Below are 25,703 nucleotides of genomic sequence, written 5' to 3'. Positions count from 1 at the left end.
CTTATGCGCAGGGTATGTAGCATCGGGACAAGAAATGCCCGCTGCCCGCTTTCCGGCGCAAGATTGTGTTGAACTTTTATCGGTATTTATACGAACAAATAGAGTGATTGACGTTTTGCGATCATATATTTTTAGAGCGACCTTGTGGCTTTGATGTTCATTTGTTCCCGTGAAACATTGAGATTCAAATCTTCTCTCCTACGCGGGCATAGGATCCGTCGATATAAAGCAAGGGATCGACATCCGTATTTCCAATCAGAACTTTCATGACTTCGCCGATAACGATATCGTGCGTCCCAAAAGTCATCTGACTTTTCTGCCGGCATAATATTGCCGCCTGCGCGCCGTCCAGCACGGGAATGCCGGCTTTCTCATCCCAACCGGGAATGGCGAACCGCTCACCGGGCACGGACCCGCCGCCGCAGGCCTGGGCGTGGACGATCTGGTCGGCGGCAAGGATGTTGATGCAGAAATTGCCCGCTGCCTCCAGAAAGCGGTGGATACGGGCATTCCGGTTGATACATACGAGCATGGAGGGCGGATCGAGCGTCAGCGACGTCACCGACGTTGCCGTCATCGCCGCACGCTCGCCGGCCGCATCCACTGCCGTCACGATGGAAACAGCGCTCGCCATACGGCGCATCGCCACCTTGAGCGACATCCCGACATCCGGTTCAAACTGCGATTGAGACATTCACATCCTCCTCGTCCGGGACAACCGCCGACCGGCGGCATCCCCTGTTAGAGATCAAGGACCAGAACCGGGGTCTTCGCCCTGGAACAGCAGGCCGTCAGGCAATCGTTGCGGGCATGCTCCTCCGCGCTCAGCACGAAGTCCCGATGCTCAGGCTCGCCATCCAGCACGGACACGACGCACATGCCGCAAATCCCTTCCGAACAGGATACCGGCACCATCACCCCTTCGGCATCGAGTGCCTCGACGATGGACACGCCGGGCGCGACCTGCACATCCCTGCCGGTGCGGGCCAGCCGCACGGTGAAGGCGCTGTCCTGGCCGGCATCGATTTCCGGCGCGGCGAAGAATTCCCGGTTGAGCTGCGCCTCCGTCCAGCCGTTGGCCGCCGCCGTTTCCAGCACCCAGTTGATGAAACCGGCCGGGCCGCAGACATAAAGGGCATCGTCGGGGCCAGGAGCCTGAAGAACGGCCGCGAGATCCAGCTTCTGGCTGTCCGGCCCGTCATCATAATGCAATTGGCAGTGCGGACCCACCGCGCCTTCGCTGATGCGGCGCGCATAGGCCATGCGGTCAGCCGAGCGGGCGCAATAATGCATGGAAAATGGCTGTCCGCGCCGTACGCATTCCTCCGCCATGGCAAGGATCGGCGTAATACCGATGCCACCGGCGAAGAGCAGAACCTTGCCCTTGCAGGATTTCAGCGGGAAATGATTGCGCGGCACACTGATATCAATCACTTGCCCGACCTGGAGAAGGTCGTGCACGGCCCTCGATCCGCCGCGTGACTGTGGTTCCCGCAGCACCGCGACTTCATATTCCCCATCTTTCCCCGATGACGGACAGAGCGAATATTGACGTATCACGCCTTCGCCCAGGTGAAGGTCGATATGCGCGCCCGCTTCATGGGACGGCAGCGGGCCACTTCCCTCGCCGCGCAGCAGCACACTCACTATATCGTCGGCTTCCAGGCGCTTCTGCACGATGCGCGCCCGCACCAGGTCTTCGGCCTTTTGCACTTTCAAAGGCTCCTCTCAGTCAGTCCGATCTGTCAGCCGCCTCAGCCCAACCCCGCATGCCGGGATCAGAGTGGTGATCTTTCAATATTGTCGGACATCTTTTCATCGAATATTCTGCGTCGCCGGTATTGTCAATCATTCAACGTCAAAATTTACCAACTCCGATCGATGTCAGCGATTTAATGCCTGATTTCTCCTATTGACCGAAGAGATAAATGTCATAAGATTGTCGGACAACACAAAGTTACCAGCTTTCTAGGCGAGGAATGTCGATGGGAATCCATAAAGCGGAAATCATGAGGGATGCCAGATTGTCTGACATCGGTGACGGCCCTCCTCGGCTGGAATCGACCGAGGAGGCGCTGGCGGCGGTCCGCGCGCTTCTGCCCCGTTTCGCCGAGTTTGCCCGGGACACCGACCAGAATCGCCGCGTTCCCGCAGAGTCGATCCGCGCGCTGGAGAATGCCGGGCTTTTCGGCATATTGACGCCGCGCGCCTTCGGCGGATCGGCGCTGGGATGGCGGGCTTTCTTTTCCGTGGTATCGGAAATCGGTTCGGTTTGCGGCTCGACGGCATGGGTCTATGGCGTGATGACCGGCCATAATCATATGCTCACGCGTTTTCCCGTCCATGTTCAGGAACGGATATTGGGAACGCCCGGATCGCATATCTCCGTGGTGTTCCGCCTGTCGGAACCGTGGAAGGCGACTCCGGCCAAGGACGGATATGTGCTGACCGGCGGCCAGGGGCGCTTTTGCAGCGGCGTCGACTATGCGAAATATGTGGGCGTCAACGCCGTCATCGACAGCGGTCCCAACGCGGGCCAGCTCGCCTTCTGCATGATCGACAAGGATCGGTTGGAACTGCTCGACGACTGGCATACGCTTGGCATGCGCGGCACGCAGAGCCGATCCATCGTCATCGACAACGTCTTCGTTTCGGATGAAATGACGGCGCTTGCCGTGGATCTTGGCGGTCCCGCCGTCGGTCCGGCGGCAGAGGAAGGCCCGGTCTTTTCCTGGCCCTATTTCGCGATCGCGCCCTATGCCATCGTGGGTGCCCCGCTCGGCGTCGCGCGCGGCGCGCTGACGACCGCTCTCACCGGCGTCAAGAAGCGCATCGCCGGATGGGATGATGAACTGCTGGCGACCATGGCCGCGCTCTATAGCCGCCTCTCCCACAGCGATCAGGACATCGCATCGGCGCACAGCCTGATCCTCGACGACCTCAAGACCGTCGACACGGTCGAGTTTGCGGCGGTCGACCCTCTGGTCCTCGCCCGCTTCCGGCGCGATCTGGCGGCCGCGCCGCAACTGGCACGCTATGCCACCATCCGTCTGTTCGAGGGTAGCGGCGGCAGCGCCATCTATCAGAACGGCACGCTGGAGCGCATGCTGAGGGATGTGAATGCGGGTGCCGCCCATTATGCCTTCACCGACGATATCGCCGCGTCCAATTACGGCCGCGCGCTGCTCGGCCTGCCGCCCGCCAAATCGAACAATTTCGTCTGAGGACAACGATTCGCCGCAGGCCGCTTGCGGCCTGGCGCAACCCCATGTTGGAGCGATTCATGACCATTGCCTGCCTTTCCACCAACGGGTGGAACCATTTTCGGACCGACGTTCCTGTCACCGAGCTGTTCGTCGCAACCACCAGCGGTATTGCCTTGCTGCGGCGGGAAGGCGACGGAAGCTGGACCCGCGTGCGGGACATGCTGTCCGGCAACCATATTTCCGCCATGACGGTGGAACCCGGCACCGGGCGCCTGCTTGCCGCCTGCATGCCCGGCAGCTTGATGGCTTCGGTCGACGGCGGGCAAAGCTGGGACGATCTGACGCCTGGCTGGAGGGAAGAAGGCGCCTATTCGGTGCGCTGCTACCCGCATGAGGGCGGCACGCGCATCTATGTCGGCACTCAGCCCGCGGGCCTGTATCGCAGCGACGATGGCGGGGCGAGCTGGGAAGACATTGCCAGCATCCGCACGGCGCCGATGCACGACCAGTGGCGCTTTCCCGCGCCGGGGCACCAGCCCCATCTGAAAACGCTTTATGTCGATCCCCGCGATGCCAATGTCATCTATGCCGGCGTCGAACAGGGCGCGCTGCTGAAAAGCACCGACGGCGGCAAGAGCTGGAACGACCTGGACGAATTCGTCGACTATGAGAATTTCGTCTACAAGGACATCCACCAGGTCCTACTGCGCCCCGGCAATGCCGACGAAGTCTATATCACGACCGGCCTTGGCATCTATTGCAGCCACGATGGAGGATCGACCTGGGAACGGCTGACCGGGGACGATTTCCGCATCGGCTATCCCGACCAACTGCTTTTCGCACCAAATGACGACCAGCGCCTGTTCGTGTCCGGCGGCTTTGCCATTCCCTATTATTGGGTGGAGGCGAAATCGGCCAGGGGGACGGTCATGATCTCCGAGGATGGCGGCAGGTCGTGGCGGGCGCCCCGCTCCGGCTTCCCGGAGGGCCGCAGCAATGTCGAGGCGATGTCCATGTGCGCTCATTCCGGGGGTTATGACATCTTTGCCGGCACGACCGACGGCGAAGTGCTGATAAGCAGCGATGGCGGTGAGAGCTGGCAGACGATCGCGCGCGAACTGGCGCCGATCAGCAAGCCGACGCACGACGTTCTGATCAACGGCCTCGCCTATGAAAACGACCTGCATCCTTGAGACATAATTCAAGATATTGGGAGAGAGAGATGAATTTGGAAAGCAGCGCCCAGGGCAATGACATGACCGACACAGACCCCCGTCCCGCCAACGCATCTGCCAAGCAGGCAAGCCGCCCGCCCACGGGCAAGGAATATCTGGAATCGCTCCAGGACGGCCGCGAAATCTGGATCTACGGCAAGCGCGTCAAGGACGTGACCACCGATCCCTGCTTCCGCAATTCCGCCCAGTCGGTCGCGCGCCTCTATGATGCGCTGCACGCGCCGGAGAGCAAGGACATACTGACCTGCCCCACCGACACCGGCAATGGCGGCTACACCCATGCCTTCTTCCGCGCGCCCAAGACGAAGGAAGACCTCGCCCATGCGCGCGACGCCATCGAATATTGGCAGCGCATGGTCTATGGCTGGATGGGCCGCACCCCCGATTACAAGGCGTCGTTCACCGGCGTGTTCGGCGCCAATCCCGATCATTTCGCGCCCTTCGCCGATACCGCCCGCAACTGGTATGCCAGGGCGCAGAACGAGGTGCTGTTCCTGAACCACGCCATCGTCAATCCGCCGGTGGACCGCAACCGCCCGGTGGACGAAGTGGAGGACGTGTTCGTCCATGCGGTCAAGGAAACCGACGCGGGCATCGTCGTGCGCGGGGCGAAGGTCGTGGCGACCGGATCGGCCCTGACCCAGGCCAATTTCTGCGCCAGCAACCGCGGCACCCTGCGCAAGCGCGAATATGCGCTCGCCTTCTTCGCGCCGATGGACACGCCGGGCGTGAAACTGATCTGCCGCCACAGCTACGAACTGGCGGCGGCGGCGACCGGCAGCCCGTTCGACTATCCGTTGTCGAGCCGACTCGATGAAAATGACGCCGTGCTCGTCTTCGACAACGCCTTCATTCCGTGGGAAAACGTCTTCTTCTACGGCGATGTCGAAAAGTCCGACAAGCTGATGCAGAATGCCCGCACCACCGGCCGCGTCGTCATCCAGGCCTTCACCCGCCTGAAGGTGAAGCTCGACTTCATCATCGGTCTGGTGATGAAGGCGTCGCGCATCGCCGGCACGCATGAAATGCGGACCAATCAGGTGCTGATCGGCGAGCTCATCATGTACCGCAACGTCATCAAGGGGTTGACGGACGCGATGATCGCCCATCCGGACGAACTGCATGGCGACTATATCACCTTCAACGAAACCTATGGCATGACGTTGCGCGGCCTTGGCCCGCACATCTACACCCGCATGCGCGACATCGTGCAGAAGGTCTCCAGCTCCAGCCTGATCTATCTGAACTCCAATTCTGTCGACTTCCAGAATGAGGAGCTGCGCCCCTATCTGGACGTCTATCTGCGCGGATCGGACGGCATCACGGCGGAGGAACGGTCCAAGACGATGAAGCTGTTGTGGGATTCGGTCAGCAGTGAATTCGGCGCCCGGCACGAGCTGTATGAACGCAACTATCTGGGCGGTCATGAGGATGTGCTGATGGGCCCGCTGTTCCGCGCGCTTGCCAATGGCGATGCCAAGCGGTTCGCGGACCTGACCGAACAGTGCATGGACGAATATGACATCAACGGCTGGAAGATGCCGGGTTTCTACAACGGCGACGACATCCGGGTCTTCGGCCGCTGACGGCTTGCCGGGGCTGCGATCCGCAGCCCCGGCGGCATCCTCTCCCGCCCAAGCGATCGGAACCGATCGCTGGTCAGGACATCGCGGCAGACAAAAGGCTTGGAGCGGCGATCTGATTCAATCAGATCGAAAACCGCTCTGGCGTAAGGACATCAGGCCCCAGGCCAGACGGAACATCAGCCGAAACCGGAATCGAACAGCACGATACAGGACGGATTGGGCACCTCGCACAGCACGCCCGCATAGGCGAGCGTGCCTGACGCGCCGTCCACCCGATAAAGCCCGATCTGCCCGCTCAACTGGTTCGCGACAAAGGCGAAGCGGCCATCGGGAGAGAGGCAGATGTTGCGCGGCACCCGGCCATGCACCAGCGCCTGCGAGGCATGGGCCAGCCGGCCCGTGACAGCGTCGATCGCCAGCACCGAAATGCAGTCCGCCCCGCGATTGGAGACATAGAGATGGCGGCCATCGGGCGAGACCATTATCTCGGCCGGCTGATTGCCCTCCGCCTGCGCCTCGTCGGCGACGGACAGCAGTGTCTGCTTGCAGATCAGGCTGCCGCTCTCCCCATCATAGGCAAAGACCGACAGCGTGCTGTCCAGCTCATTGGCGACATAGGCCGTCGCGCCATCGCGGGACCAGGCCATATGACGCGCGCCAGCGCCCGAATGCACCTGCGCGAAGGGCTGCGGGCCGGGCGGCAGGCCCATGCCCCGCGCATCCGTGCGATAGACGAAGATCCGGTCGAGCGCGAGGTCGCAGGCGAGCAGGCGTGCGCCGTCGCGATCGAAATAGGCGCTGTGAGGCCAGGGTTCGGCCTGGCGCGGCCGCGCGCCCCGTCCTTCATGGCGCGCGATCCTCAGCGGCCCGTCCGGTCGTCCGTCCGCGCCCAACCGGCACAGCGCGACTGTCGGCCCCAGCGGATTGGCGACCGCCAGCGACCGCCCGTCGGGCGCGACGCTGATATGGGCGCAGTTCGCGCCACCGGACGCGATCTTCCAGAGTGGTGCAAGCCCGCCGTCCGCCGCGATCGACCAGGCCGATATCGCCCCGGTGGTACGGTCGTCGATGTCCAATTGCCGCTCGGCCGCATAAAGGCGCCGCCCGGCTGCATCCAGAGCAAGATAGGAGGGGCTGAAGACATCCCGCGCGATCCCCACCGGCTTCGCCCGAAGCGCGTCGCCGTCGAAATCGAAGATGTAAAGACCTTCGGACGGCGCCCCGCCCATGAATCCATCGGTGAAGGTGCCGACATAGATATGCATGAGCGCAAGCCCTCCGCTCTTGGATCCAATGCTCAACCCGCAATCCCCATCCTCGTCTAGAGCATCGTGCGCAAAAGTGGGAACCGGTTTGGCGCTTAAAACGATGCGACAACAAAAACTTAGAGCGCGCGGTTTGCGTACGATTTAACGCAGCGCGCTCTAGGGATGCATCAGTTCATGTCCCCAGCGGCTGGGCGAATCATATTGTTTCGCCACCCAGTGTTCGGGATCGTCCACAATGTTGCCGCCGAAGCCGAATTCGACGCGAAAGCCGACCGGCGCCATCAGGTAGAAGGAATAGACATCGTCATTCGTGTGCTGGCCCAGCGTCTGCGACACGGCAAAGCCATGCTCCTTGAGCTTCGCATAGGCTTCGTCCACATATTCCCTGGCTGTCGCCTCGATCATGAAATGGTCGATCTGGCCGCTCTTCATTCCGAATATCTCGCCGCCTAGCGCGACACTGTGATGGCGCTTGTTGCAATGAAGGAAGAACAGGTCGGCCGCGTCCCAGGTGATGCGGTCGCTGAAGCCGAAGCCCAGAACGTCACGATAGAAATCGAGCGCGGCCAAATGGTCATGCGTGATCTGCACGACATGGCCCAGTCCGAACTTGCCCCGATCGGTGGAGCCGCAGACAAACCGCGTGGACAGCCGCTCGTCGGTGCCAAACGGCCGGTCGACGAAAAATTCGACCGGGAAGCCGAAGGGATCGGTGAAACGCACCAGCGCTGCCGCGCTGCGCGCTTCGCAGGCAGCGGCATCGCCTTGCGTCACCTCAATCCCCCGCGCCCGCACGCGGGCGACGAGGGCGTCGAGCGCGGGCCCGTCGGCCACTTCCCAGCCCACCGCAGCGACCCGGTAGCCGCTTTCCAGACCGTCCTGCTGCCGCATGTCGATGCGAAAAGCGCGGCCGTCGAGCCGCACCCGGACCGATCCGTCCTCGCCGTCGACGACATCCGCGCCGATGACATGCTGGAACAGGGTGCGCATGTCCGCCATCGCCGCTGAGGGAAAATCGAACGCCAGATATCCGAGTTGGTCTACCTTCATATCTCTCTCCATGGATGCGCTGCGGGCACAGGTCCCCGGCACGCGCATGAAGCGCGTTCCGTCCGCAGCAATGGGACTCGGCCTTCCAGGGCCGATCGACATTCAGAAGAGGACGAGCCGAAAATGGTCGAAGCGAGGCACGCGACTCGCCTTGAGCACTTGCAGGCCGTCAGGGCTCAATGTCGATTGGACCTAGTGACCTGAATCTGAAGTTCGTCACATTGTCGGGCAGGCGTTGAACGAACTTCAGATTCATCAGGGTCACTAGCAAATATATGATTCTAGTGTGGTTTATGGATTTGAAATACGCTCCCCACACACCCTAGGCCACCTTGGTGCGGGGTCGGCGGGCCTTGGCCGGTGCGCCCTCCCCCTCCCCATCTTTCTTGCCTGCCCGGCCCTTCTTGCGGGCGGGAGGATTGAAAATGGCGTCGAACTGTTCGGTCGGCATACGCTGGATACGGCTGTTCACCAGCCGGATGTGGCGCGTGGCAAGCTCTGCCGCCAGCTCCGTGTCGCCGTCCAGAATCGCGTGCAATATGTCCCGGGTCTGCGCCGTGGTTTCCAGTATCTCGTCCCTGTTCAGCGATTCGATGAAGCGTATGCGGTAACGGGAACGACGCAGGCGGCGCCATTCGGCGGGCAGGATCGAATTGCCCGACAGGTCCATGATGGTCGAATGGTAGAGCGTATCATTTTCCACCATGCCGTCGGACGTGGGCGCCTCTTCCAGTTGACGGCAATGCTCCAGTACCTCATGCACCCGCTCACGCGCGCCTTCCTCATTGATGCGCCCGGCCGACCGCTGCGCCGCATAGGCTTCGAACAACCCGCGCACATCCAGGAAATCGGCCATATCCTTGCGGCTGATCGCCCGCACCACGGCGCCCTTGTAGATCTCCAGCACCACCAGCCCGTCGGCGGCCAGCCGGCTCAACGCTTCGCGCGCCGCGCCGCGGCTGACGCCGAACTCCTCGACGATCCGCGCTTCGGTGATGCGTTCCAGCGCGCCATATTCGGCTGAAGCGATCCGCTCGGCGATGGCATCATAGGCCATGTCCGCTACCGTCTTGCGAATGTCGCCGTCTTCGTTCGCTGGATTCTGAGACAAGTCTTCCTCTTTCCTGTTCCGGGCGTACCGAGCTGCCGCCTCCTCATGATCATCTTGCAGAAGCGGCCGCAGGTGCCGATCCCGCCTAAGCCATATCGTGTCACAACATTGTTTGACAAGATCGACAGAGCTGCAACCGCAAAAAATTCACAAATGCTCCGCAATCACGCATTTCCCACGTCGGGCATCGGTTGACAAGACAAGATTGTCGAACAATAAGAGGAAAAATTATCAGACAATGATGGAGAGGGCTCGGATGAGCGACGTGCAAAGCCAGTTCGTCAAAACACTTGGATATTCAACTCATTATATCGAAATGGGCACGGGCCGCCCGCTCCTGCTGGTTCATGGCGGCGGCGCCGGCGCCGACGCGCGTGGCAATTGGGAGCATCTGTGCATGCCCCTTCTTGCCCACAATTATCGGACGATCGCTTATGACATGGTCGGCTTCGGCCATACGGACGCTCCTTCGCCCGACGATTTCGCCTACACTCCCGAAGCGCGCGTCGAGCAGCTGATCGCCTTCATCGAGGCGCTGGAGCTTGGCCCGGTGGACATCGTCGGCAATTCGATGGGCGGGCGCACCTCGCTCGCCGTCGCCATTGCCCGCCCCGACCTTATCGGCAATCTCGTGCTGATGGGCAGCGCCGGACTCGACCGCTCGATGGGCGGCGTCCTGCGCGCGCTCACCGAATATGATTTCACCTTCAACGGCATGAAGCGAATCGTCGAGGCGCTGACCCACGACGGCTTCCCGCAGGACGACAGGCTGATTCAGTATCGGCTCGACCTCTCCCTCCAGCCCGCGCAGCGCCAGGCTTTCGGCGCCACCATGAAAATCCTCAAGGAACGCGGCGGCCTGTGGATAGAAGATGAGGAGATCGCCAGGGTCAAGCATCGCACGCTGGTCGTCAACGGGAAGGATGACAAGGTCGTCCCCGTATCCATGGGCTATCGCTACCTTGAGCTGCTGGAAAACTCGACCGGCTTCATCATGCCGCATTGCGGCCATTGGGCGATGATCGAGCATCCCGACAAGTTCGCCCATGTGGTCCACGAATTTCTTCAGAACCGCTTCTGAACCCGGACCTAATATTCAGGAAACAGCGATGAACAACGAGCAATTCGAACGCCTCACCCGTGTGGGCGCCGGCACGCCCATGGGGACTTTCATGCGCCGCTACTGGCACCCCATCGCCACCTCCGCGCAGGTCGCCGCACCCGATGGCGCACCGCTCGTCACCTGGCTTCTGGGCGAACGCTTTGTCGTGTTCCGCGACACGGAAGGGAAGGTCGGCGTGCTCGACGACCACTGCATGCATCGTGGGGTTTCACTCGGCCTTGGGCGCGTGGAGGAAGGCGGCATCCGCTGCATCTACCATGGCTGGAAGTTCGCCCGCGACGGCAGGATATTGGAGACGCCCAACCATGACAGCTGCGCCTTCCGCGAGCGCAAGAAAGCACGCGCCTTTCCGGTGCGCGAATCCTCCGGATTGATCTGGACCTATATCGGCCCCGCCGACCAGGAGCCGCCGTTCCGCACCTTCGACTTCGACCAGGTGCCCGACGGCAACAAGAGCGTGTTCCGCGGCAATGCCGCCGCCCCCTATCTGGTGCTGTGGGAAGGCGGCGTCGACAGCTCGCATGTCGGCATGCTGCACACCAACGATGCGCGTCCGAGCTGGGGAGCCAAGCTGCGCGGCGAGGATGTGGGGCCTTCGGCCTGGGATAGCCTGGCGCCGACCTATGAAGTCGAAAGGACGCCCTATGGCTATCGCTACGTCGCCTTCCGCGGCATTCCCGGCAATCCCGACGCGCGCCATGCCCGGCAGGTGCCGGCGATCCTGCCCAATATGCGCATCATCCCCGGCCATGCCGATTTCGCCATCGCGATCTTCGAAGTGCCGATGGACGACAAGCGTACCGCGACCTACCAGATGGCCTACAGCCACAGCCAGCCGATCGACCGCGAATGGGCCGCGCGGTTCCTGGGCTTCGTTCCGCCCGTCTATGATGAAAAGACCTGCAATGTTAACGTTTCCTGGCCGGACAATATGCAGCAGGACCGCAGCATCATGGACAGGAGCTGGAGCGGCCTGCCGGCGATCGAGGTGGAAGACGTCGCCATGGCCGTGTCGCTGACCGAGCCGTGGGACCGCAGCACGGAAAATCTGGTCGCCGCCGACATAGCGGTGGTCACCCTGCGCCAGACGCTACTCGACGCACTCAAGCGTTTCGAGGCCGGTGAAAACCCGCCCGCGCTCCATGTCGAGGACATGTCCGCCGCGCAGTCCTATGATCAGGTCGTCCGGAACAGCGAGGACTGGAAGGCCGTCCCCGCCCGGCTGGCCGGCGCATTGCAATATGAAAAGGCGTAAGGAGACAAGGGCATGCGCATCCTACTGACCGTGACACGCCTCTTCCTGGGGGTGTTCCTGCTCTTCAACGGGATCAACATGTGGTTCCCGTTCCTGCCTGTGCAGATGCCCGACAGCCAGACCGCGCTCGACCTGATGCACGGACTGGTGGCATCGGGGCTGTTCAGTTGCGTCAAGGTCGTCGAGGTCGCGGCGGGGCTGATGCTGATCTTCAACCGCTTCGTACCGCTGGCGCTGGCGGCGATGCTGCCGCTGACGGTGGTGATCGCCTGGGTCGACTTCGTCCTGATCGTCAGCCCCAACAGCATCGTCTTCGGAGCGCTGCTGGTCGTGCCGCAGGCGCTGCTGATGCTCTTCTACCTGCGCTACTATCTGCCGATGTTCGTCATGCGGGCGGAACCGGCGGCGCCGACAGGCGAAGCGGTGGCGCAGGCCGTCGCCGCGACCCCCTGAACCCTGCCTGTCCCGGCCGCGCCGCCATCATGCGGCGCGACCGTTCTTTCTTTCTCCGGAGATCCCCATGACCGGCATCGATGAAGAGGGCGGCACCGGCACGGCCTTTCAGGGCGCGCTGCTCGCGATACTCTCCACCCTGGCCGTTGCCGCCGCGCTGCTGATCGCGCCGGTGCTGCCGCGCATGCTCGCCGCCTTCGCCGGCGATCCCGCGGCGGAGACGAAGGTCGTGCTGGCGCTGACGATCCCGGCGCTGGTGGTGACGATCACCGCCCCCTTCATCGGGCGCCTGATCGAACGCGTCGGCCGCAAGCCGGTGCTGCTGGCGGCACTCGCCATTTATTTCTTCTGCGGCATCGCCCCCTATTTCCTCGCCAGCCTCGATCACATCATCTTCTCGCGCATCGGCGTGGGGCTGGGAGAGGCGGGGGTGATGACGACCTCGACAACGCTCATCGGCGATTATTTCAAGGGCAGCCGCCGCGAATATTGGCTGGTCATCCAGACAGGCATTGCCAGCCTGGCCTCGGTCCTGTTCGGCTTTGCGAGCGGCCTGCTGGGCGAATGGGGCTGGCGCGCGCCCTTCCTTGTCTACGGCATGGCGCTGATCTACATCCCGCTGGTCCTGTTCCTGATCAGGGAACCCCGGCGCGCACGTGCGGCAACCACGATCCGGCCGGCGACGCAGCCCTTCCCCTGGGCGTCCGTCTGGCGCTTCTATGCCATCGGTTTCCCGGCCGCCCTCATCTTCTTCATCGTGCCCATCCAGACGCCGTTCCTGCTGACCGGGCGCGGCCTCGACTCCCCGACCCTCATCGGCCTCACGGCCGCAGTCAGCGGCACCGCGGTGACGGCGGGCGGCTTCCTGTTCAAGGCCATCAGCAAGGTCGCGCTGGAACATGTGCTGGCACTGGCCTTCTCGCTGGTGGCGATCGGCATGGGTCTGTTCATCGGCGACGGCAGCTATTTCATGACGCTCGGAGGCGTCATCGTCGCCAGCATCGGCTGCGGCATCACCCTGCCCGCCATATTGACCGCGTTGATGGCCAACCTCTCCTTCGAGGATCGCGGCCGCGGCACCGGCGGGTGGCAGACGGCATTTTTCCTCGGCAATTTCCTCAGCCCCCTCGCCATACTCGCATTGTCGGCAGGCCTTCGCGGGCTGGAGAACGCGCTGCTCGTCATCGCCGCGCTCGCCGCTTGCCTTTCGCTCCTCAACATCGCCATCGGCCGGAGGACAGGCGGGTTCACCCCCCGTTCGGCCACGCGGTGACGCGGAGCATGGCGGCGATGCGGGCATCGGCGCCGGCCGCTCCGGGCAGGTCGCTGCCGTTCATCGTGGCCAGCGTGATGATGCTGGTGACGCTGGCCATCGATGTCGTCCTGCCGGCCCTGCCCGACATTGGCGAGGCGCTGGCGGTCACGCGGGACAATGACCGCCAATATGTAATCAGTTCCTTCATGTTCGGTTTTGCGATCAGCCAGGCGGGGGTCGGCATAGTGTCCGACGCGCTGGGCCGACGCGGCCTGCTGCTTGGCGCCGTCGGCGGCTATGCGGCGTTCAGCCTGGCGGCGGCGGCGGCGCAGGATCTGACCGTCATGCTGATCGTGCGCTTTCTGCAGGGCGCGGCCGGCGGCATGACCCGCGTCCTCATCAACGCCGCCGTGCGCGACCTTTATAGCGGCGCGCAGATGGCGCGGGTGATGAGCATGGCGACCACGGCCTTCATCATCGCGCCTATATTGGGACCGGCGCTCGGCACGCTCATCCTGGCGGTCGCGTCCTGGCGGTGGATATTCATTGCCTTTGCCGGTTTTGGCATTCTCTCCTTCCTCATCATCTGTTTCCGCCTGCCCGAAACGCTCCCTCCCGCGATGCGGCGAAAATTGTCGGCAAAGTCGTTGGTGGAAGGCGTGAAGCATGTCTTGCAGGACCGGCAATCCACCTGGTTCACGACCGCCATGTCCTTCCGCTTTGCCGGTCAATTCGCCTTCTTCCTCTCGCTACAACAGATATTCGAGCAGGTGTGGAAGCGCGAGGACTTGCTGGCCCCGGTCTTCGGCTTCGTTGCCGCCGTCATCGCCATTGGATCGATGGTGAACGCGAGGCTGGTGACACGGGTCGGGCTGATGCGGATGAGCCGCATCACGACGCTGTTGCTGACCACCATCTGCGCGGCGCAGCTTGCATGGGTTGCGCTGGGATCCTTCGGACTCATCGGCTTCATCGCCTTCCAGGCGGCGATCAGCGCGCTCACCTCCATCTGCAACACCTGCTTCCAGGCGCTCGCCATGGAAAATATGGGCCGACAGGCGGCCACCGCCAGCTCGATCCAGGGCAGCGGTTCGATGCTGGCGGGAACCCTGCTCGCCAGTTGGGCGGGGCAGGCATTCGACGGCACTCTGTTGCCCTATGCCATTGCCATCACTCTCTTCGCGATCGGCGGATTATTCTGTACATTCATGGCGACGCAGCGCGAATCCGGTCGGGCATCGCGTTGACGGCAACAAGGCCCCCGCGCGTAGTGATCGCATATTTTGTCCAACATTCCATCCTGAGCAGATCGGATTCCCGTTTCGCCGGATATTGCGGACATTGACAATGGCTATTCCATCATAATTTCCAGATTCATTTACATTATTCCGGTTCTATCGACGTTCCAAAGAATTGCCAAAGAATTGGAAGCCGTTCAAAAATCCGGACCAAAAAAGCTGAAACATGCGCCAATCGCTGTTGACAGCAAAAAATTGTTGGACGATATCTTCGAGCAGGAGAGCGAACCGCCAGGGAAGCGAAAAATCGCTGCGGTGCGCCTCGAGGAGAGAGCATGCACGCACCAGACATCGTTCACGCCGATCATGCGGAAGGGCCGGTCCGGTTGGACGGATCGCAAATTCTGTTCCTGATCGTCATCGTCCTGCTGCTGACAGTGGACGGCGTCGACATGCAGATATTGAGCGTCACCGTTTCCGCCATATCGGAGCAATGGGGCCTGCCGCTATCGGCCTTCGGCATGGCGATGGCTGCCGGCCATCTGGGCGCTGCCATCGGCGCGACGGCAGGCGGCATGCTCGCAGACCGCATCGGCCGACGCACCACGATCCTGCTGGGCGTGCTGTGGTTCAGCCTTTTCACGCTGGCGACGCTGATGGCCAGGACGACCGGCGAGATCGCATTCGCGCGTCTTGTCGCGGGCCTCGGTCTTGGGGGATGCCTGCCGCCGGCGCTGGCGCTGGTGTCCGAAACGCTGCCCGCGCGTCTCCGAGCCGTCGGCGTGTCGCTCTGCATCCTCGCCAATCCGCTCGGCATCGCGGCGGCGGGCGGATGTGCCGCGCTCGCCATCCCGCGCTTCGGCTGGGAGAGCATGTATATCCTCTTCGGGCTCATTCCCCTCCTCATTGCCGTCATCGGCTATTTCGGCCTGCCCGAATCCCCGGCCTTCCTCGCGCGCGCCGCGGAACGGCAGGGAGGAGGCGGCGCCTCGGCTTCCTCTCAGCCTGCGAAGGCCACACCCCGCGCCCTGTTCAAAGGGGAACATCGTCGCCTCACCATCTCCATCTTCATTGCCTTCTTTTCAGCCTATCTCGCGCTGACACTGGTGCTGAACTGGATGCCCTCGCTGCTCAAGAGCGGCGGTTTCTCGGTCGAGATTGCGAGCAGCGCATTGTCGACATTCAGTCTTGCGGGCATCGCCGCCACGCTCCATGCCGGCCTGCTCATGTCGGCGCACGACACGCGCCGCGTCGCCATGGGCTTTACGGCGGGTGCGATCCTCATGGTCATGACGATCGTCGTCGCCCTGCCCACCTCGCCGGCCTCCGTCGAGGCCAGTGGCGGCTATATCTTCTTCTACGGCATCATCGCTGCCGCAGGTTTCATGTTCAACGGTGCGATGACCAGCCTTTATGCCCATGCCGCAGGCAGCTTCGATCCCGCCGTTCGCGCCACCGGCGTCGGTTTTTCGGCGACCTGCGGGCGGGTCGGTGCCATTGTCGGCGCCTTCATCGGAGCGCGGGTGTTCGAGATGTTCGGAACCTCCACCTTCTTCATGCTGATGATGGGGATGATCGCGCTGACCTTCATAGCGCTGTTCCTGTCGGGGGGCGCTGCGCTCGCCCGTACCCCCGCGTCGAAAGCGCGTCCCGAGCGCATGACCCCTTCAATCCAGGACCGCAGATGACATCGGAAAATGACCTGGCCGACGCGAAGAGCGAAGGCTTCCTGCAGGCGTCGACACTATGTATCCGCTGGTTGCTCGGCATCCAGTGCATGCTGCACGGCATCAACTGGTGGATCAAGATCCTGCCCTTCCCCAACATGTTCGACCCGCCCGGCCTGCCGGTAAAGGCGGAGATCGTCCGCGTCATGCTGGATTCCGGCTGGATGTTCGGCGCGGCGAAATGCATTGAACTGGCGCTCGGCCTTGCCCTCATCACCAACCGCTTCGTCGCGTTGATGCTCGTGGTGGCGGTGCCGGTGACATTCATGACCTTCATCACCGACGCGTTGATCTGGAAGGACATCGTGGCCTGGGCCACCGGCCACGCATCCAACGCCCATATTTTCGCCAAGTTGCTCGACGCCATCTATTTTGGCGGCGCGGTCCTGGTGATGCAGGCCTTTCTGATGTTCGCCTATTTCGACCAATACCGCCCCATGCTGGCATGGCGCGCCAACCCGAGGTTCGCCGCATGAGCGCCGGCACGCGATTCAAACGGCGCGCCATGGTCGCGCTGGCCGTGCTGTCCCTGTTCCTTGGCGTCACATCGACGGGATGGCTGCTGGCGGTGGTCGACCAGTGGTTGCTGCCGTGGAGCACGTTCAAGGTGTTCCTGCCGCAGGACCCCGAATATATGAAGATGCAGGAGGGCAAACCAGCCGCTCCGCACCCTGCGGGCGGAGCCGCGCTCCGGTCATGACGGCGCTTCCCACCCAGCGGATCCTGCTGCTCGCCAGTTTTGCGGCGCTCACACCAATGGCTGTCGACATGTATCTTCCGGCAATGCCGGGCCTCGCCGACGATCTGGGCGTTGGCATGAGCGCGGCAAGCTACTCCATTTCCGCCTTCTTCTTTGGCGTCGCCTTCGGCCAGCTCTTCGCCGGACCGCTATCCGACCGCCATGGGCGCAAGCCAGTGATCGCGGGCGGCCTCATCCTGTTCATCGCGGCATCCGTCGCCGCCGCGCTGTGCGACAGCTTCCTCCTGCTGATGCTCGCGCGCGTGACCCAGGCTTTCGGCGCCTGCGCCGCAACGGTTGCGGGCCGCGCCATCGTCCGCGACTGCCTCGACCTCAGGGAAGCGGCACGCACCTTCTCCCTGCTCGCGCTGGTGGGTAGCATTGCGCCCATATTGGCGCCGATGCTGGGAACCTTGGTCACGAAATTCGGCGACTGGCGCTCCATCTTCCAGGTGATGGGCGGATTTGCCCTTGTCGTTCTGGTGTGCCAGCTTGCCTTCCTGCCGGAAACCCGATCGGCGGCGGCCGAAAGCCAGTCCCGCAGCGAAAGCCCGCTACGATCCTATCTCACCCTGCTCGGCAACCGGCGAATCCTTGGCTATCTGCTCGCCGCGTCAGGTAACAGCGCCTGCCTGTTCACCTATATCGCCAATTCGGCGACGGTGTTGATGAAGGGCTATGGCCTGAACCCCTTTGCCTTCTCGCTGGCCTTTGGCGCCAATGCGGTCGGGCTGCTGATCGCCAACCAGTCCAACCGCCATATGCTGAAAAGTCGCGACGTGGAAACCGTCCTGCGCCGATCGGCAGTAAGCGCCGCGATCATGGGGCCGCTGTTCCTGCTGTTCGCGCTGACCCAGATCGGCGGCCTGCCTTTCCTCATGCTGCTGCTGTTCGCCGGCGTATCCAGCACCGCCATCGTCCAGGCCAATGTCATGGCGGGCGCCCTTTCGGTCGATCCGCTACGGGCCGGCTCGACCTCGGCGCTCTACGGCGCCACCACCTTCGCCTTCGGGACGCTGGCGGCCAGCCTTGCCGCCACGCTGGAATATGGCAGTGGCGGTGGCATGGCCTTCATCATCGCTTTGGGTTTCATGCTCTGCAGCGCCTCCATCCTGCTGCTCATCATCCAGCGGCCAAAATCGAAAATGACAGGAGAGACCGTATGACCGACCCCGCCGCCCCAATGAACAGACGTTCCGCCCTCCTCGCGACGGGCATGCTGGGGGCAGCCGCTGCCGTTCCTGGCCTGGCACAAGCCAAGGGGTCCGTCGCCCGCCCGCTGACGGTCGAGGATCGCATCGGGCTTCAGGATCTGCACACCGAATATGTCTGGGCCTATGACTGCAGCGACGAACAGGGTTTCATCGACCTCTTCGCCAAGGATGGCATGGTCATCGGCCATGGCACCTGGCACCGGGACGAGGCCGCCATGCGCAAATGGTTCCGCTATCTCCTCGACATACGCGACAAGGCCGACGATTACTGGCTTCACGAAGCCAGCCAGTTCCGTTTCGAGGGCGATGGCGGCAACTGTATCGTCTATTGCTACGCCACGCATTTCCGTGGCACGCCTGCGTCCAAGCCCTACCCCGCGGAAGTCACGATGGGCGTGCGCAGCCTCGGCTATTTCGTCAATGACTGCGTGAAGGAAGACGGCCGGTGGAAGTTCCGCCGCTTCACCATCAACCGCTGGGACAATCATGCGCAGCCCTGGAAGAAGCCCAGGCCCTGGGACCTTCCGCCCCGTGCGTGATCGCCCACCCTCGATTGCGGGCGCCGGCACCGGCGCCTCCACCATCACCACAAAATATATTGGGGAGAGATTGTGACAGCCATTCAGAAACTGCTCGCCGCCGTGGCGGCAGGCGCACTGGTCTTTGCCATCACCTTGACCAAGGAGCGCAATGCGCAGGCCAACTACGCCGTCGTCCGCGCCCAGCAGGCCGCCCAGGCAAAGCCCAGGGACATCGTCCGCGGCTTCCGCGACCTGGCCGGGCAACAAGGGCGGCCGGATGAGGCCGTCGCCGAATATGTCGCGCCCGATGTCGCGACACAACTGCCCAGCGGCACCGGGCGGGACGCCGTGCGCGCCTGGCTCAGGCAGAATGGAGACCAGAAAGTCACGAAAGAAATTGCCGACAAGAATATGATCGTCGAATTCTACGATGACGGCGTCAACGGCAATATATCCGTCGCCTATCGCGTCGAAGGCGGCAAGATCGCCGAGATTTCCGAATTCCGCAGCAAGAAGTCCTGACCCGCGCAGCGGCGCTTTCCAGAGGAAGATACAGGCCATGAGTTCCCAACCGATAATGCAAGCAGGCAGCGCAGCGCCCCACGCTGCGGCGAAGACGGACTGGTTCCGGGTCGCGGTGCTGTCAGGACAGACCTTTTTCGGCGCGTGGTTCCTGATCCACGGGCTGAACCACTGGGTTCATTTCTTTCCGCAACCGCCAGGATCCGACAGCCTGACCTCGCAACTCATCCGCGTCATGATCGACACCGGACTGTTCGATCTCATCAAGGGAGGAGAGATCGTCAGCGGCATCCTGCTTCTCACCCACCGCTTCGTGCCGCTCGGCATCGTACTGGCAGTGCCCCCCGCAGTCGTCATCGCCTATATAAACTATTTCCTGAACAAAGGGGCGGAAAGCTTTGCGACGGCAACAGTGATCCTCGTCATTCTTGCCCTTATGGGTGTCGGCTATATCAAGTCCTTCAAGCCACTTTTCCGACCCACGACCGATGAACCGACGGCCGATTGCCTCAACGAGTTGAAGACGCTGTTTCGCTGAATGCCATAAACGCCTTCCATCATGGATAATAATTGAAGCGCGACCTCATCCGAGGTCGCGTTTTTTTTCATTCCGGGATACCGAATATTGCTCCGGAACAGGTGAATTTCATCACGGCAGCAGGATTCCGCAAAAGAGCAGTTGACGAAAATGGATTGTAGGACAATAAATCAGGCATGACTCAGAAACAGCCTATATTCGACACCCACGCCCATCTCGTCACGCCGGATCAGGACGCATATCCGCCACGTCCGCTCAGGGGCGTGCTTGCTCCCGGAGAGTTCGACAATCCGAACAGCAAGGAGGTTTTTCTGGCACTTGCGGCGCAAGCCGGCGTGGTCTCCACCTGCGCCGTGCAGCGCGCGCATGTCTATGGCTATGACAATAGCTATATTCTCGACTGTTCGAAGGAGCACCCGCGGGATCTGCGCGCCGTCGTCGTCCTCAACTCCGCCGATCCCGCGACGCCCGACACGCTGCGCGGCCTTGTGCGCGACCGCGGCGCGGCGGGTGTCCGTTACGTCTCGCCGGGTTTCCCCAGCGCCGCGCTCGACTGGCTGGTATCGGATGAAGCGCAGGCCTCCTTTCGCGCGGCGGCCGATCTCGACATCCCGATCTGCGTCCATGTCCTGCATGTGCAGCGCGATGCCGTGCTGCCCGAAGTCGTGCGCCTGACCCGTGAATTTCGCGACGCGACCTTCGTGATCGACCATGTCGGCGGCGCTCATCCGGCGCATATCGAACAGCTGTGGTTAAAGGAACAGGGACTCTCCATCGGTGAACCCTTTGTCGAACAAAGCGGCGCGCTGGCCGACTGCCCCAATGCCGTCATGAAGATGTCGACGATCAATTTCGATTGCGCGCCCGACCCGGCCGCCTTTGTCGACGAGGCCGTTTCCCGCTTCGGCCATGACCGGCTGATATGGGGATCGGACATTGGTCAGACGCGTGGCGATTATCTGAAGATGGTGGAGAAGGCCTGCGCCGCCCTCTCGGGTCTCAGTCAGGAGATGCAGGCGGCGATCCTGTTCGACAACGCCAGCAAGCTTTATGGGTACAAGGGGTAGGCCTTTCATCGACCATCCCTCAATCCATCGAAAACATGTTCATAATAGCGGGAGGATTATCATGAGGATTTGCCGTTTCGAGCATCAGGGGGCTGAACGCAGCGGCATCGTCCTGAACGAGACCGTCGTCGATCTGCACTGGGCCGCGCCCGAGCTGGCGGAGCGCTTCGCTCCGGGCGACACGCGGACGCTGCTGACGCTGGGCGGTGAGGCCTTGGCCGAACTGGAAGCCATTGCGCGGGCGGCGCCAGCTGAGGCGCGGCAGCCTCTGGGCGATGTGAGCCTGCTTGCACCCATTGCCGATCCCTCGAAAATCCTGTGCAGTTGGGTTAATTATCTGAATCCCGCGATGGCGAAGCTGCCGGACCAGCCCGTATTCTTCTCCAAGTTCGACAGCGCCATAACAGGCCCCACGTCCGACATCATCCTGCCGCGCATAGCGGGCGATATCGTGGTCGAACCGGAAATGACCGCCATCATCGGCAAGCGCGGCCGCCACATCGCGGAGCAAGACGCGCTGTCCCATGTCGCAGGCTATACCATCGTGAACGACGTCACCGCCTTCAGCCATCGGTTGCAGGTGATCGTCGGATCGCCCGGTCCCTACGCCATGGCCAAGACCTTCGACAGCTTCGCGCCTTCAGGCCCGTGGATCACCACGCGCGACGAGATCGCCGATCCGCACGATCTGGAAGTGCGCCAGTATTTGAACGGCGACCTCCGCACCTCGGCCAATACGTCGGAGGCCGTGTTCAAGCTGCCCAAGCTGATCAGCTATCTCTCCGGCTTCTTCGAACTGCGGCCCGGCGACATGATCCTGACCGGATCGCCGCCGCCCAATGCGGGCAAGCCCGAATTCCTGAAAGCCGGCGACCGCGTCCGCATCGAAATCGAGGGTCTGGGACATATCGAAAGCGGCGTCGTCGAAGAGACGGCCTGATACCGCCCCGCCTCCCCACGCATATCATATAGCAGGATCGAACATGCAGTTTCACCTAAACGGCTTCCGACCGGGCGACCCCTCCTATACCGAGGCTGCCGCCACCATCCTTGACCCGAAAACCGTTCCAGACGCAGTCGATGTGCTGATCGTCGGCTGCGGCCCGGCCGGGCTGACGCTGGCGGCCCAGCTTTCCGCCTTCCCCGATATCCGCACGATGATCATCGAGCGCAAGGGCGGCCCGCTGACCCATGGTCAGGCGGACGGCATTGCCTGCCGCACCATGGAAATGTTCGAGGCCTTCGGTTTCGCCGACGAGATCGAGAATGAAGGCTATTGGGTCAACGAAGTCACCTTCTGGAAGCCGGACGCCAGGGGCGGCATCGTCCGGAGCGGACGCGTGCGCGACGTGGAGGAAGGGCTTTCGGAAAAGCCCCACATCATCTTGAACCAGGCGCGCGTCCATGACCGCTATCTGCGCATCATGGCCAATTCGCCGCGCCGCCTGGTGCCCTATTACAGCCGTCAGCTCGTCAATCTGGTACGCGACGATGCCGCCGATCCGGATTATCCGGTGACGGCGACGATCGAACGGATCGATGATGATGGCACGGTCCTGGGCACCGAAACCGTCCGCGCCCGCTATGTCGTCGGATGCGACGGCGCGCGCAGCGCCGTGCGGCAGTTGATCGGCCGCACGCTCGACGGCGATTCCGCCAACCATGCCTGGGGCGTGATGGATGTGCTTGCCGTCACCGACTTTCCCGATGTCCGGCACAAAGCGGCGATCCAGTCGGCCGAGGAAGGCAGCATCCTCATCATCCCGCGCGAAGGCGGCTATCTGACGCGCTTCTATGTCGAGCTGGACGCGCTCAACGAGAACCAGCGCATCACCGAAAAGACCATCACCATCGAGCAGTTGGTCGCGGCAGCGCAGCGCATCATCAAACCATTCAGCCTGGAGGTGAAGGAAGTTGCCTGGTGGTCCTGCTATCAGATCGGTCAGCGACTGACCGACAAGTTCGACGACGTGCGCGACGATGATCCTGCCGGTACTACCCCGCGCATCTTCATTGCAGGCGACGCCTGCCATACGCATAGTCCGAAGGCGGGTCAGGGCATGAACGTGTCCATGCAGGACGCATTCAACCTTGGCTGGAAACTCGCCGCCGTGCTCTCCGGCAAGGCCAGGCCCGAGCTTCTTCACAGCTATTCGGCCGAACGGCAGACGATCGCCCGGGAATTGATCGACTTCGACCGTGAATGGGCGGCGATGTTCAGCGAAAAGCCCAAAACCTCGGAAAATGACGAGGGCGGGATCGATCCGGAGGAGTTCAGGCGATATTTCATCCGGCAGGGCCGGTTCACCGCTGGTACGGCGACGCGCTATTCACCCTCGCAGCTCACCGGCACGGCCGATGACCAGCCGCTCGCCACGGGCTTCGAGATCGGCACCCGTTTCCACTCCGCGCCGGTCGAACGGCTGGCGGACGGCAAGCCGCTGCACCTTGGACATGAAATCAAGGCGGACGGCCGGTGGCGCTTGTTCCTCTTCGCAGGCAAGGAGGATGAGGGTGTCGCGGATTCGCCCGTGGCCCGTCTTTGCGCCCGGCTGGCGCGGGACGCAAACTCGCCGCTGCGGCTCTATACGCGGGAAGGCGAGGACCCGGACGCCTTCCTCGACATACGCGCTGTGTTCCAACAGCCGCGCGACGCGCTGCGCATCGATCGCATGCCCGCGATCCTCCGGCCGAAAAAGGGTCGATACGGCCTGCATGACTATGAAAAGATCTTCTGCGCGGCAGCAGGGCCGGAAGGGGACATTTACGACCGACGCGGCATCGACCGTGCGCGGGGCGCGATGGTGGTTGTGCGACCGGACCAATATGTCGCGCATGTCCTGCCGCTGGACGGGATCGACCGACTCTATGCCTTTTTCGCGGCGTTCATGCGCAATGGCTGATTGGCAAAGTCTGCGCGGCGCTTGAGCATTTCCAAGTCGTGATGCGTCAGCATCTCAGCGACTTGGTATGAAGCGCTGGGGAAATATCGCGACATCGCTGATCCGGTGTCGTGACAAGGGAAAAGCGCGCCGGACCGGCCGAGCCCCTTCGTCAAGCCGCCAGCCTTGGGCATAGATACAGGAAGGGGGTGCATTTCGTCTGGAATGCACCCCCTTCTATGTTACTCAGGCTTCGTGAACGGCCTTGGTCACGAGGCACGCCTCGATCCCTTCGGGCCCGTCCTCGGAGCCATGGCCGGACCATTTGACCCCGCCGAAGGGCGAGTCGGGCGCGCCGACCGAGATGTTGTTGATCGTGATCATGCCCGCCTCCAGTTCGCGGGCCAGACGGCGCTGGCGGGCGGCATTGTCGGTCCAGTTATAGGCGGCAAGACCATAGGGCAGGCGATTGGCCTCTGCGATCATCTCTTCCTCACCCACATAGGGGTTGAGGATGGCGACCGGCCCGAAGGGTTCCTCGTTCATGATCTCCGCATCGAGCGGAACATTGGACAGGACCGTGGGCGCGTAGAAAAAGCCCTGATTGCCCAGCCGTTCGCCGCCAGTGTGGAGCTTCGCGCCGCGGGCCACCGCGTCGGCGACCATCTTTTCCATGGCGTCGGGACGGCGCGGATTGGCGAGCGGTCCCATGCGGACGTCCGGGTCCAGGCCGTTGCCGACCTTCAGCGCTGCGGCGCGCTCGGCAAAGCCCTGGACGAAGTCGTCGAATATGTCCTGCTGAACGATGAAGCGGGTGGGCGCGACGCAGACCTGACCGGCATTGCGGAACTTGTGCGGCACCATCGCGTCAAGCACCCGGCCGGTGTCGACATCGTCGAACACCAGCACCGGGCCGTGGCCGCCCAGTTCCATCGTCGTGCGCTTGAGGTCGTCGGCCGCCAGTTTCAGCAGATGACGGCCGATGACGGTCGATCCGGTGAAGCTCAGCTTGCGGATGATCGGGCTGGCGAGCAGGTGACGGGACACCTCATCTGGAACGCCGAACACCGCCTGTGCCACATCGCCGGGCAGGCCCGCGTCCAGCAGGCACTGGAGCACGCCCAGCGCGGAGGCCGGGGTTTCCTCCGCCGATTTGAGGATGACCGAACAACCCGCGGCAATCGGCGCGCCCAACTTGCGGCCGGGATTGGACAACGGAAAATTCCACGGCGCGAAGGCGGCGACCGGGCCGACCGGCTCCTTCGTCACGATGGAGCGTAGGCCCGCCGGGCGGACCAGGGTGCGGCCGTAGATGCGCTGGCATTCGCCGGCATAGAAGTTGAAAAGACCGGCGACCATGCCGACCTCCGCCTTTGCCTCCGCGACGGTCTTGCCTTCCTCCATCGTGGCGATGCGGGCTATCGTATCGGCCCGTTCCATCAGCAGGCGCGCGGCCCCTTGCAGCACGGCGGCGCGTTCCTGCGCGGAGGAATTGCGCCAGCGGCGGAAGCCGTGCTGCGCGGCTTCCAGCGCCCGGTCGAGATCCGCGGCGGTCGCCAGCGGCAGTTCGCCCAGGGTCTCGCCCGTCGCGGGATTGATCACCCGGTGCGTGGCGCGGTCCCCGGCTGCGACGCGTTCTCCGTCGATCATCATGTGGAGTTGCGGATAGGCTGTCATTATATCCTCTTCTTGTCGCAGATAGGGAGGGGACGA

The 25,703-nt window shown here is 62.7% G+C and carries 24 protein-coding genes; 18 read left to right on the top strand and 6 right to left on the bottom strand.

Features of this window, described 5'->3' with window-relative positions:
- Positions 1 to 184: 184 nt before the first annotated feature.
- Together CAF53_RS18735 and CAF53_RS18730 are read right to left on the bottom strand one after the other, a co-directional pair.
- Positions 185 to 694, bottom strand: coding sequence for a flavin reductase family protein (locus CAF53_RS18735; protein WP_100239177.1), 510 nt, complete (start codon positions 692 to 694; stop codon positions 185 to 187).
- A gap of 47 nt (positions 695 to 741) precedes the next feature.
- Positions 742 to 1,713, bottom strand: coding sequence for a PDR/VanB family oxidoreductase (locus CAF53_RS18730; protein WP_100239560.1), 972 nt, complete (start codon positions 1,711 to 1,713; stop codon positions 742 to 744).
- A gap of 311 nt (positions 1,714 to 2,024) precedes the next feature.
- Between CAF53_RS18730 and CAF53_RS18725 the strand changes: the two genes are divergently transcribed.
- From CAF53_RS18725 to CAF53_RS18715, 3 genes are all read left to right on the top strand, one after another.
- Positions 2,025 to 3,224: an acyl-CoA dehydrogenase family protein gene (locus tag CAF53_RS18725; RefSeq protein ID WP_197707480.1), complete on the top strand. Its 1,200-nt coding sequence runs from the start codon at positions 2,025 to 2,027 to the stop codon at positions 3,222 to 3,224.
- 59 nt (positions 3,225 to 3,283) lie between these two features.
- Positions 3,284 to 4,399 (top strand): hypothetical protein, encoded by a 1,116-nt coding sequence (locus tag CAF53_RS18720; RefSeq protein WP_100239175.1) that lies wholly within the window; start codon positions 3,284 to 3,286, stop codon positions 4,397 to 4,399.
- Between the two features lie 62 nt (positions 4,400 to 4,461).
- Positions 4,462 to 6,027 carry a 4-hydroxyphenylacetate 3-hydroxylase N-terminal domain-containing protein gene (locus tag CAF53_RS18715; protein WP_100239559.1) on the top strand — a complete coding sequence of 522 codons (1,566 nt, stop codon included), beginning with the start codon at positions 4,462 to 4,464 and terminating at the stop codon, positions 6,025 to 6,027.
- Between the two features lie 176 nt (positions 6,028 to 6,203).
- Here CAF53_RS18715 and CAF53_RS18710 read toward each other — a convergent pair whose 3' ends face one another.
- The 3 genes from CAF53_RS18710 to CAF53_RS18700 all read right to left on the bottom strand — a co-directional run bounded on the left by CAF53_RS18710 (position 6,204) and on the right by CAF53_RS18700 (position 9,456).
- Positions 6,204 to 7,328, bottom strand: coding sequence for a lactonase family protein (locus CAF53_RS18710; protein WP_157801303.1), 1,125 nt, complete (start codon positions 7,326 to 7,328; stop codon positions 6,204 to 6,206).
- 123 nt (positions 7,329 to 7,451) lie between these two features.
- Complete coding sequence (locus tag CAF53_RS18705; RefSeq protein WP_100239173.1) at positions 7,452 to 8,345, bottom strand: VOC family protein; 894 nt, start codon at positions 8,343 to 8,345, stop codon at positions 7,452 to 7,454.
- A gap of 322 nt (positions 8,346 to 8,667) precedes the next feature.
- Positions 8,668 to 9,456, bottom strand: coding sequence for a GntR family transcriptional regulator (locus CAF53_RS18700; RefSeq protein WP_046764030.1), 789 nt, complete (start codon positions 9,454 to 9,456; stop codon positions 8,668 to 8,670).
- Positions 9,457 to 9,712: 256 nt separating this feature from the next.
- Here CAF53_RS18700 and CAF53_RS18695 point away from each other — a divergent pair, with 256 nt between their 5' ends.
- From CAF53_RS18695 to CAF53_RS18625, 15 genes are all read left to right on the top strand, one after another.
- Entirely contained in the window at positions 9,713 to 10,537 is an 825-nt protein-coding gene (locus CAF53_RS18695) for an alpha/beta hydrolase (RefSeq protein WP_052757416.1), read from the top strand.
- A gap of 28 nt (positions 10,538 to 10,565) precedes the next feature.
- Positions 10,566 to 11,834, top strand: a complete 1,269-nt coding sequence (locus tag CAF53_RS18690) for a Rieske 2Fe-2S domain-containing protein (RefSeq protein WP_157801302.1) — start codon at positions 10,566 to 10,568, stop codon at positions 11,832 to 11,834.
- A gap of 12 nt (positions 11,835 to 11,846) precedes the next feature.
- Positions 11,847 to 12,287, top strand: coding sequence for a DoxX family membrane protein (locus CAF53_RS18685; protein WP_100239171.1), 441 nt, complete (start codon positions 11,847 to 11,849; stop codon positions 12,285 to 12,287).
- 67 nt (positions 12,288 to 12,354) lie between these two features.
- A complete protein-coding gene (locus CAF53_RS18680) occupies positions 12,355 to 13,560 on the top strand; it encodes an MFS transporter (RefSeq protein WP_100239170.1) in 1,206 nt (401 codons plus the stop codon).
- 8 nt (positions 13,561 to 13,568) lie between these two features.
- The gene (locus CAF53_RS18675) at positions 13,569 to 14,789 is read left to right on the top strand and encodes an MFS transporter (protein ID WP_157801301.1); all 1,221 of its coding nucleotides are present in this window, start codon (positions 13,569 to 13,571) and stop codon (positions 14,787 to 14,789) included.
- 326 nt (positions 14,790 to 15,115) lie between these two features.
- Positions 15,116 to 16,468 (top strand): MFS transporter, encoded by a 1,353-nt coding sequence (locus CAF53_RS18665; protein WP_100239167.1) that lies wholly within the window; start codon positions 15,116 to 15,118, stop codon positions 16,466 to 16,468.
- Positions 16,465 to 16,983 (top strand): hypothetical protein, encoded by a 519-nt coding sequence (locus tag CAF53_RS18660; RefSeq protein ID WP_100239166.1) that lies wholly within the window; start codon positions 16,465 to 16,467, stop codon positions 16,981 to 16,983. Before CAF53_RS18665 ends, CAF53_RS18660 begins: the two co-directional genes overlap by 4 nt.
- Positions 16,980 to 17,207, top strand: coding sequence for a hypothetical protein (locus CAF53_RS27150; RefSeq protein ID WP_157801300.1), 228 nt, complete (start codon positions 16,980 to 16,982; stop codon positions 17,205 to 17,207). The genes CAF53_RS18660 and CAF53_RS27150 overlap by 4 nt, the downstream gene beginning before the upstream one ends.
- Entirely contained in the window at positions 17,204 to 18,412 is a 1,209-nt protein-coding gene (locus CAF53_RS18655) for a multidrug effflux MFS transporter (protein ID WP_157801299.1), read from the top strand. Before CAF53_RS27150 ends, CAF53_RS18655 begins: the two co-directional genes overlap by 4 nt.
- Complete coding sequence (locus CAF53_RS18650; RefSeq protein ID WP_046764021.1) at positions 18,409 to 18,999, top strand: nuclear transport factor 2 family protein; 591 nt, start codon at positions 18,409 to 18,411, stop codon at positions 18,997 to 18,999. Before CAF53_RS18655 ends, CAF53_RS18650 begins: the two co-directional genes overlap by 4 nt.
- A gap of 72 nt (positions 19,000 to 19,071) precedes the next feature.
- Positions 19,072 to 19,503, top strand: coding sequence for a hypothetical protein (locus CAF53_RS18645; RefSeq protein WP_100239164.1), 432 nt, complete (start codon positions 19,072 to 19,074; stop codon positions 19,501 to 19,503).
- 37 nt (positions 19,504 to 19,540) lie between these two features.
- The gene (locus CAF53_RS18640; RefSeq protein ID WP_157801298.1) at positions 19,541 to 20,041 is read left to right on the top strand and encodes a hypothetical protein; all 501 of its coding nucleotides are present in this window, start codon (positions 19,541 to 19,543) and stop codon (positions 20,039 to 20,041) included.
- A 176-nt stretch (positions 20,042 to 20,217) separates the two neighbouring features.
- Positions 20,218 to 21,108, top strand: a complete 891-nt coding sequence (locus tag CAF53_RS18635) for an amidohydrolase family protein (protein ID WP_046764019.1) — start codon at positions 20,218 to 20,220, stop codon at positions 21,106 to 21,108.
- Positions 21,109 to 21,169: 61 nt separating this feature from the next.
- Positions 21,170 to 22,048 carry a fumarylacetoacetate hydrolase family protein gene (locus CAF53_RS18630; RefSeq protein ID WP_052757413.1) on the top strand — a complete coding sequence of 293 codons (879 nt, stop codon included), beginning with the start codon at positions 21,170 to 21,172 and terminating at the stop codon, positions 22,046 to 22,048.
- Between the two features lie 43 nt (positions 22,049 to 22,091).
- Positions 22,092 to 24,011: an FAD-dependent monooxygenase gene (locus CAF53_RS18625; protein ID WP_100239162.1), complete on the top strand. Its 1,920-nt coding sequence runs from the start codon at positions 22,092 to 22,094 to the stop codon at positions 24,009 to 24,011.
- A 225-nt stretch (positions 24,012 to 24,236) separates the two neighbouring features.
- On the opposite strand, the gene CAF53_RS18620 is transcribed toward CAF53_RS18625, so the two are convergent.
- Positions 24,237 to 25,667 (bottom strand): NAD-dependent succinate-semialdehyde dehydrogenase, encoded by a 1,431-nt coding sequence (locus CAF53_RS18620; protein WP_100239161.1) that lies wholly within the window; start codon positions 25,665 to 25,667, stop codon positions 24,237 to 24,239.
- Between the last annotated feature and the right edge of the window lie 36 nt (positions 25,668 to 25,703).

The organism is Sphingobium sp. LB126, assembly GCF_002795205.1.
In the GTDB taxonomy this organism is placed as follows: domain Bacteria; phylum Pseudomonadota; class Alphaproteobacteria; order Sphingomonadales; family Sphingomonadaceae; genus Sphingobium; species Sphingobium chungbukense.
The sequence above is the reverse complement of the archived record's forward strand: the minus strand, read 5'-3'. Positions and strand labels throughout refer to the sequence as shown.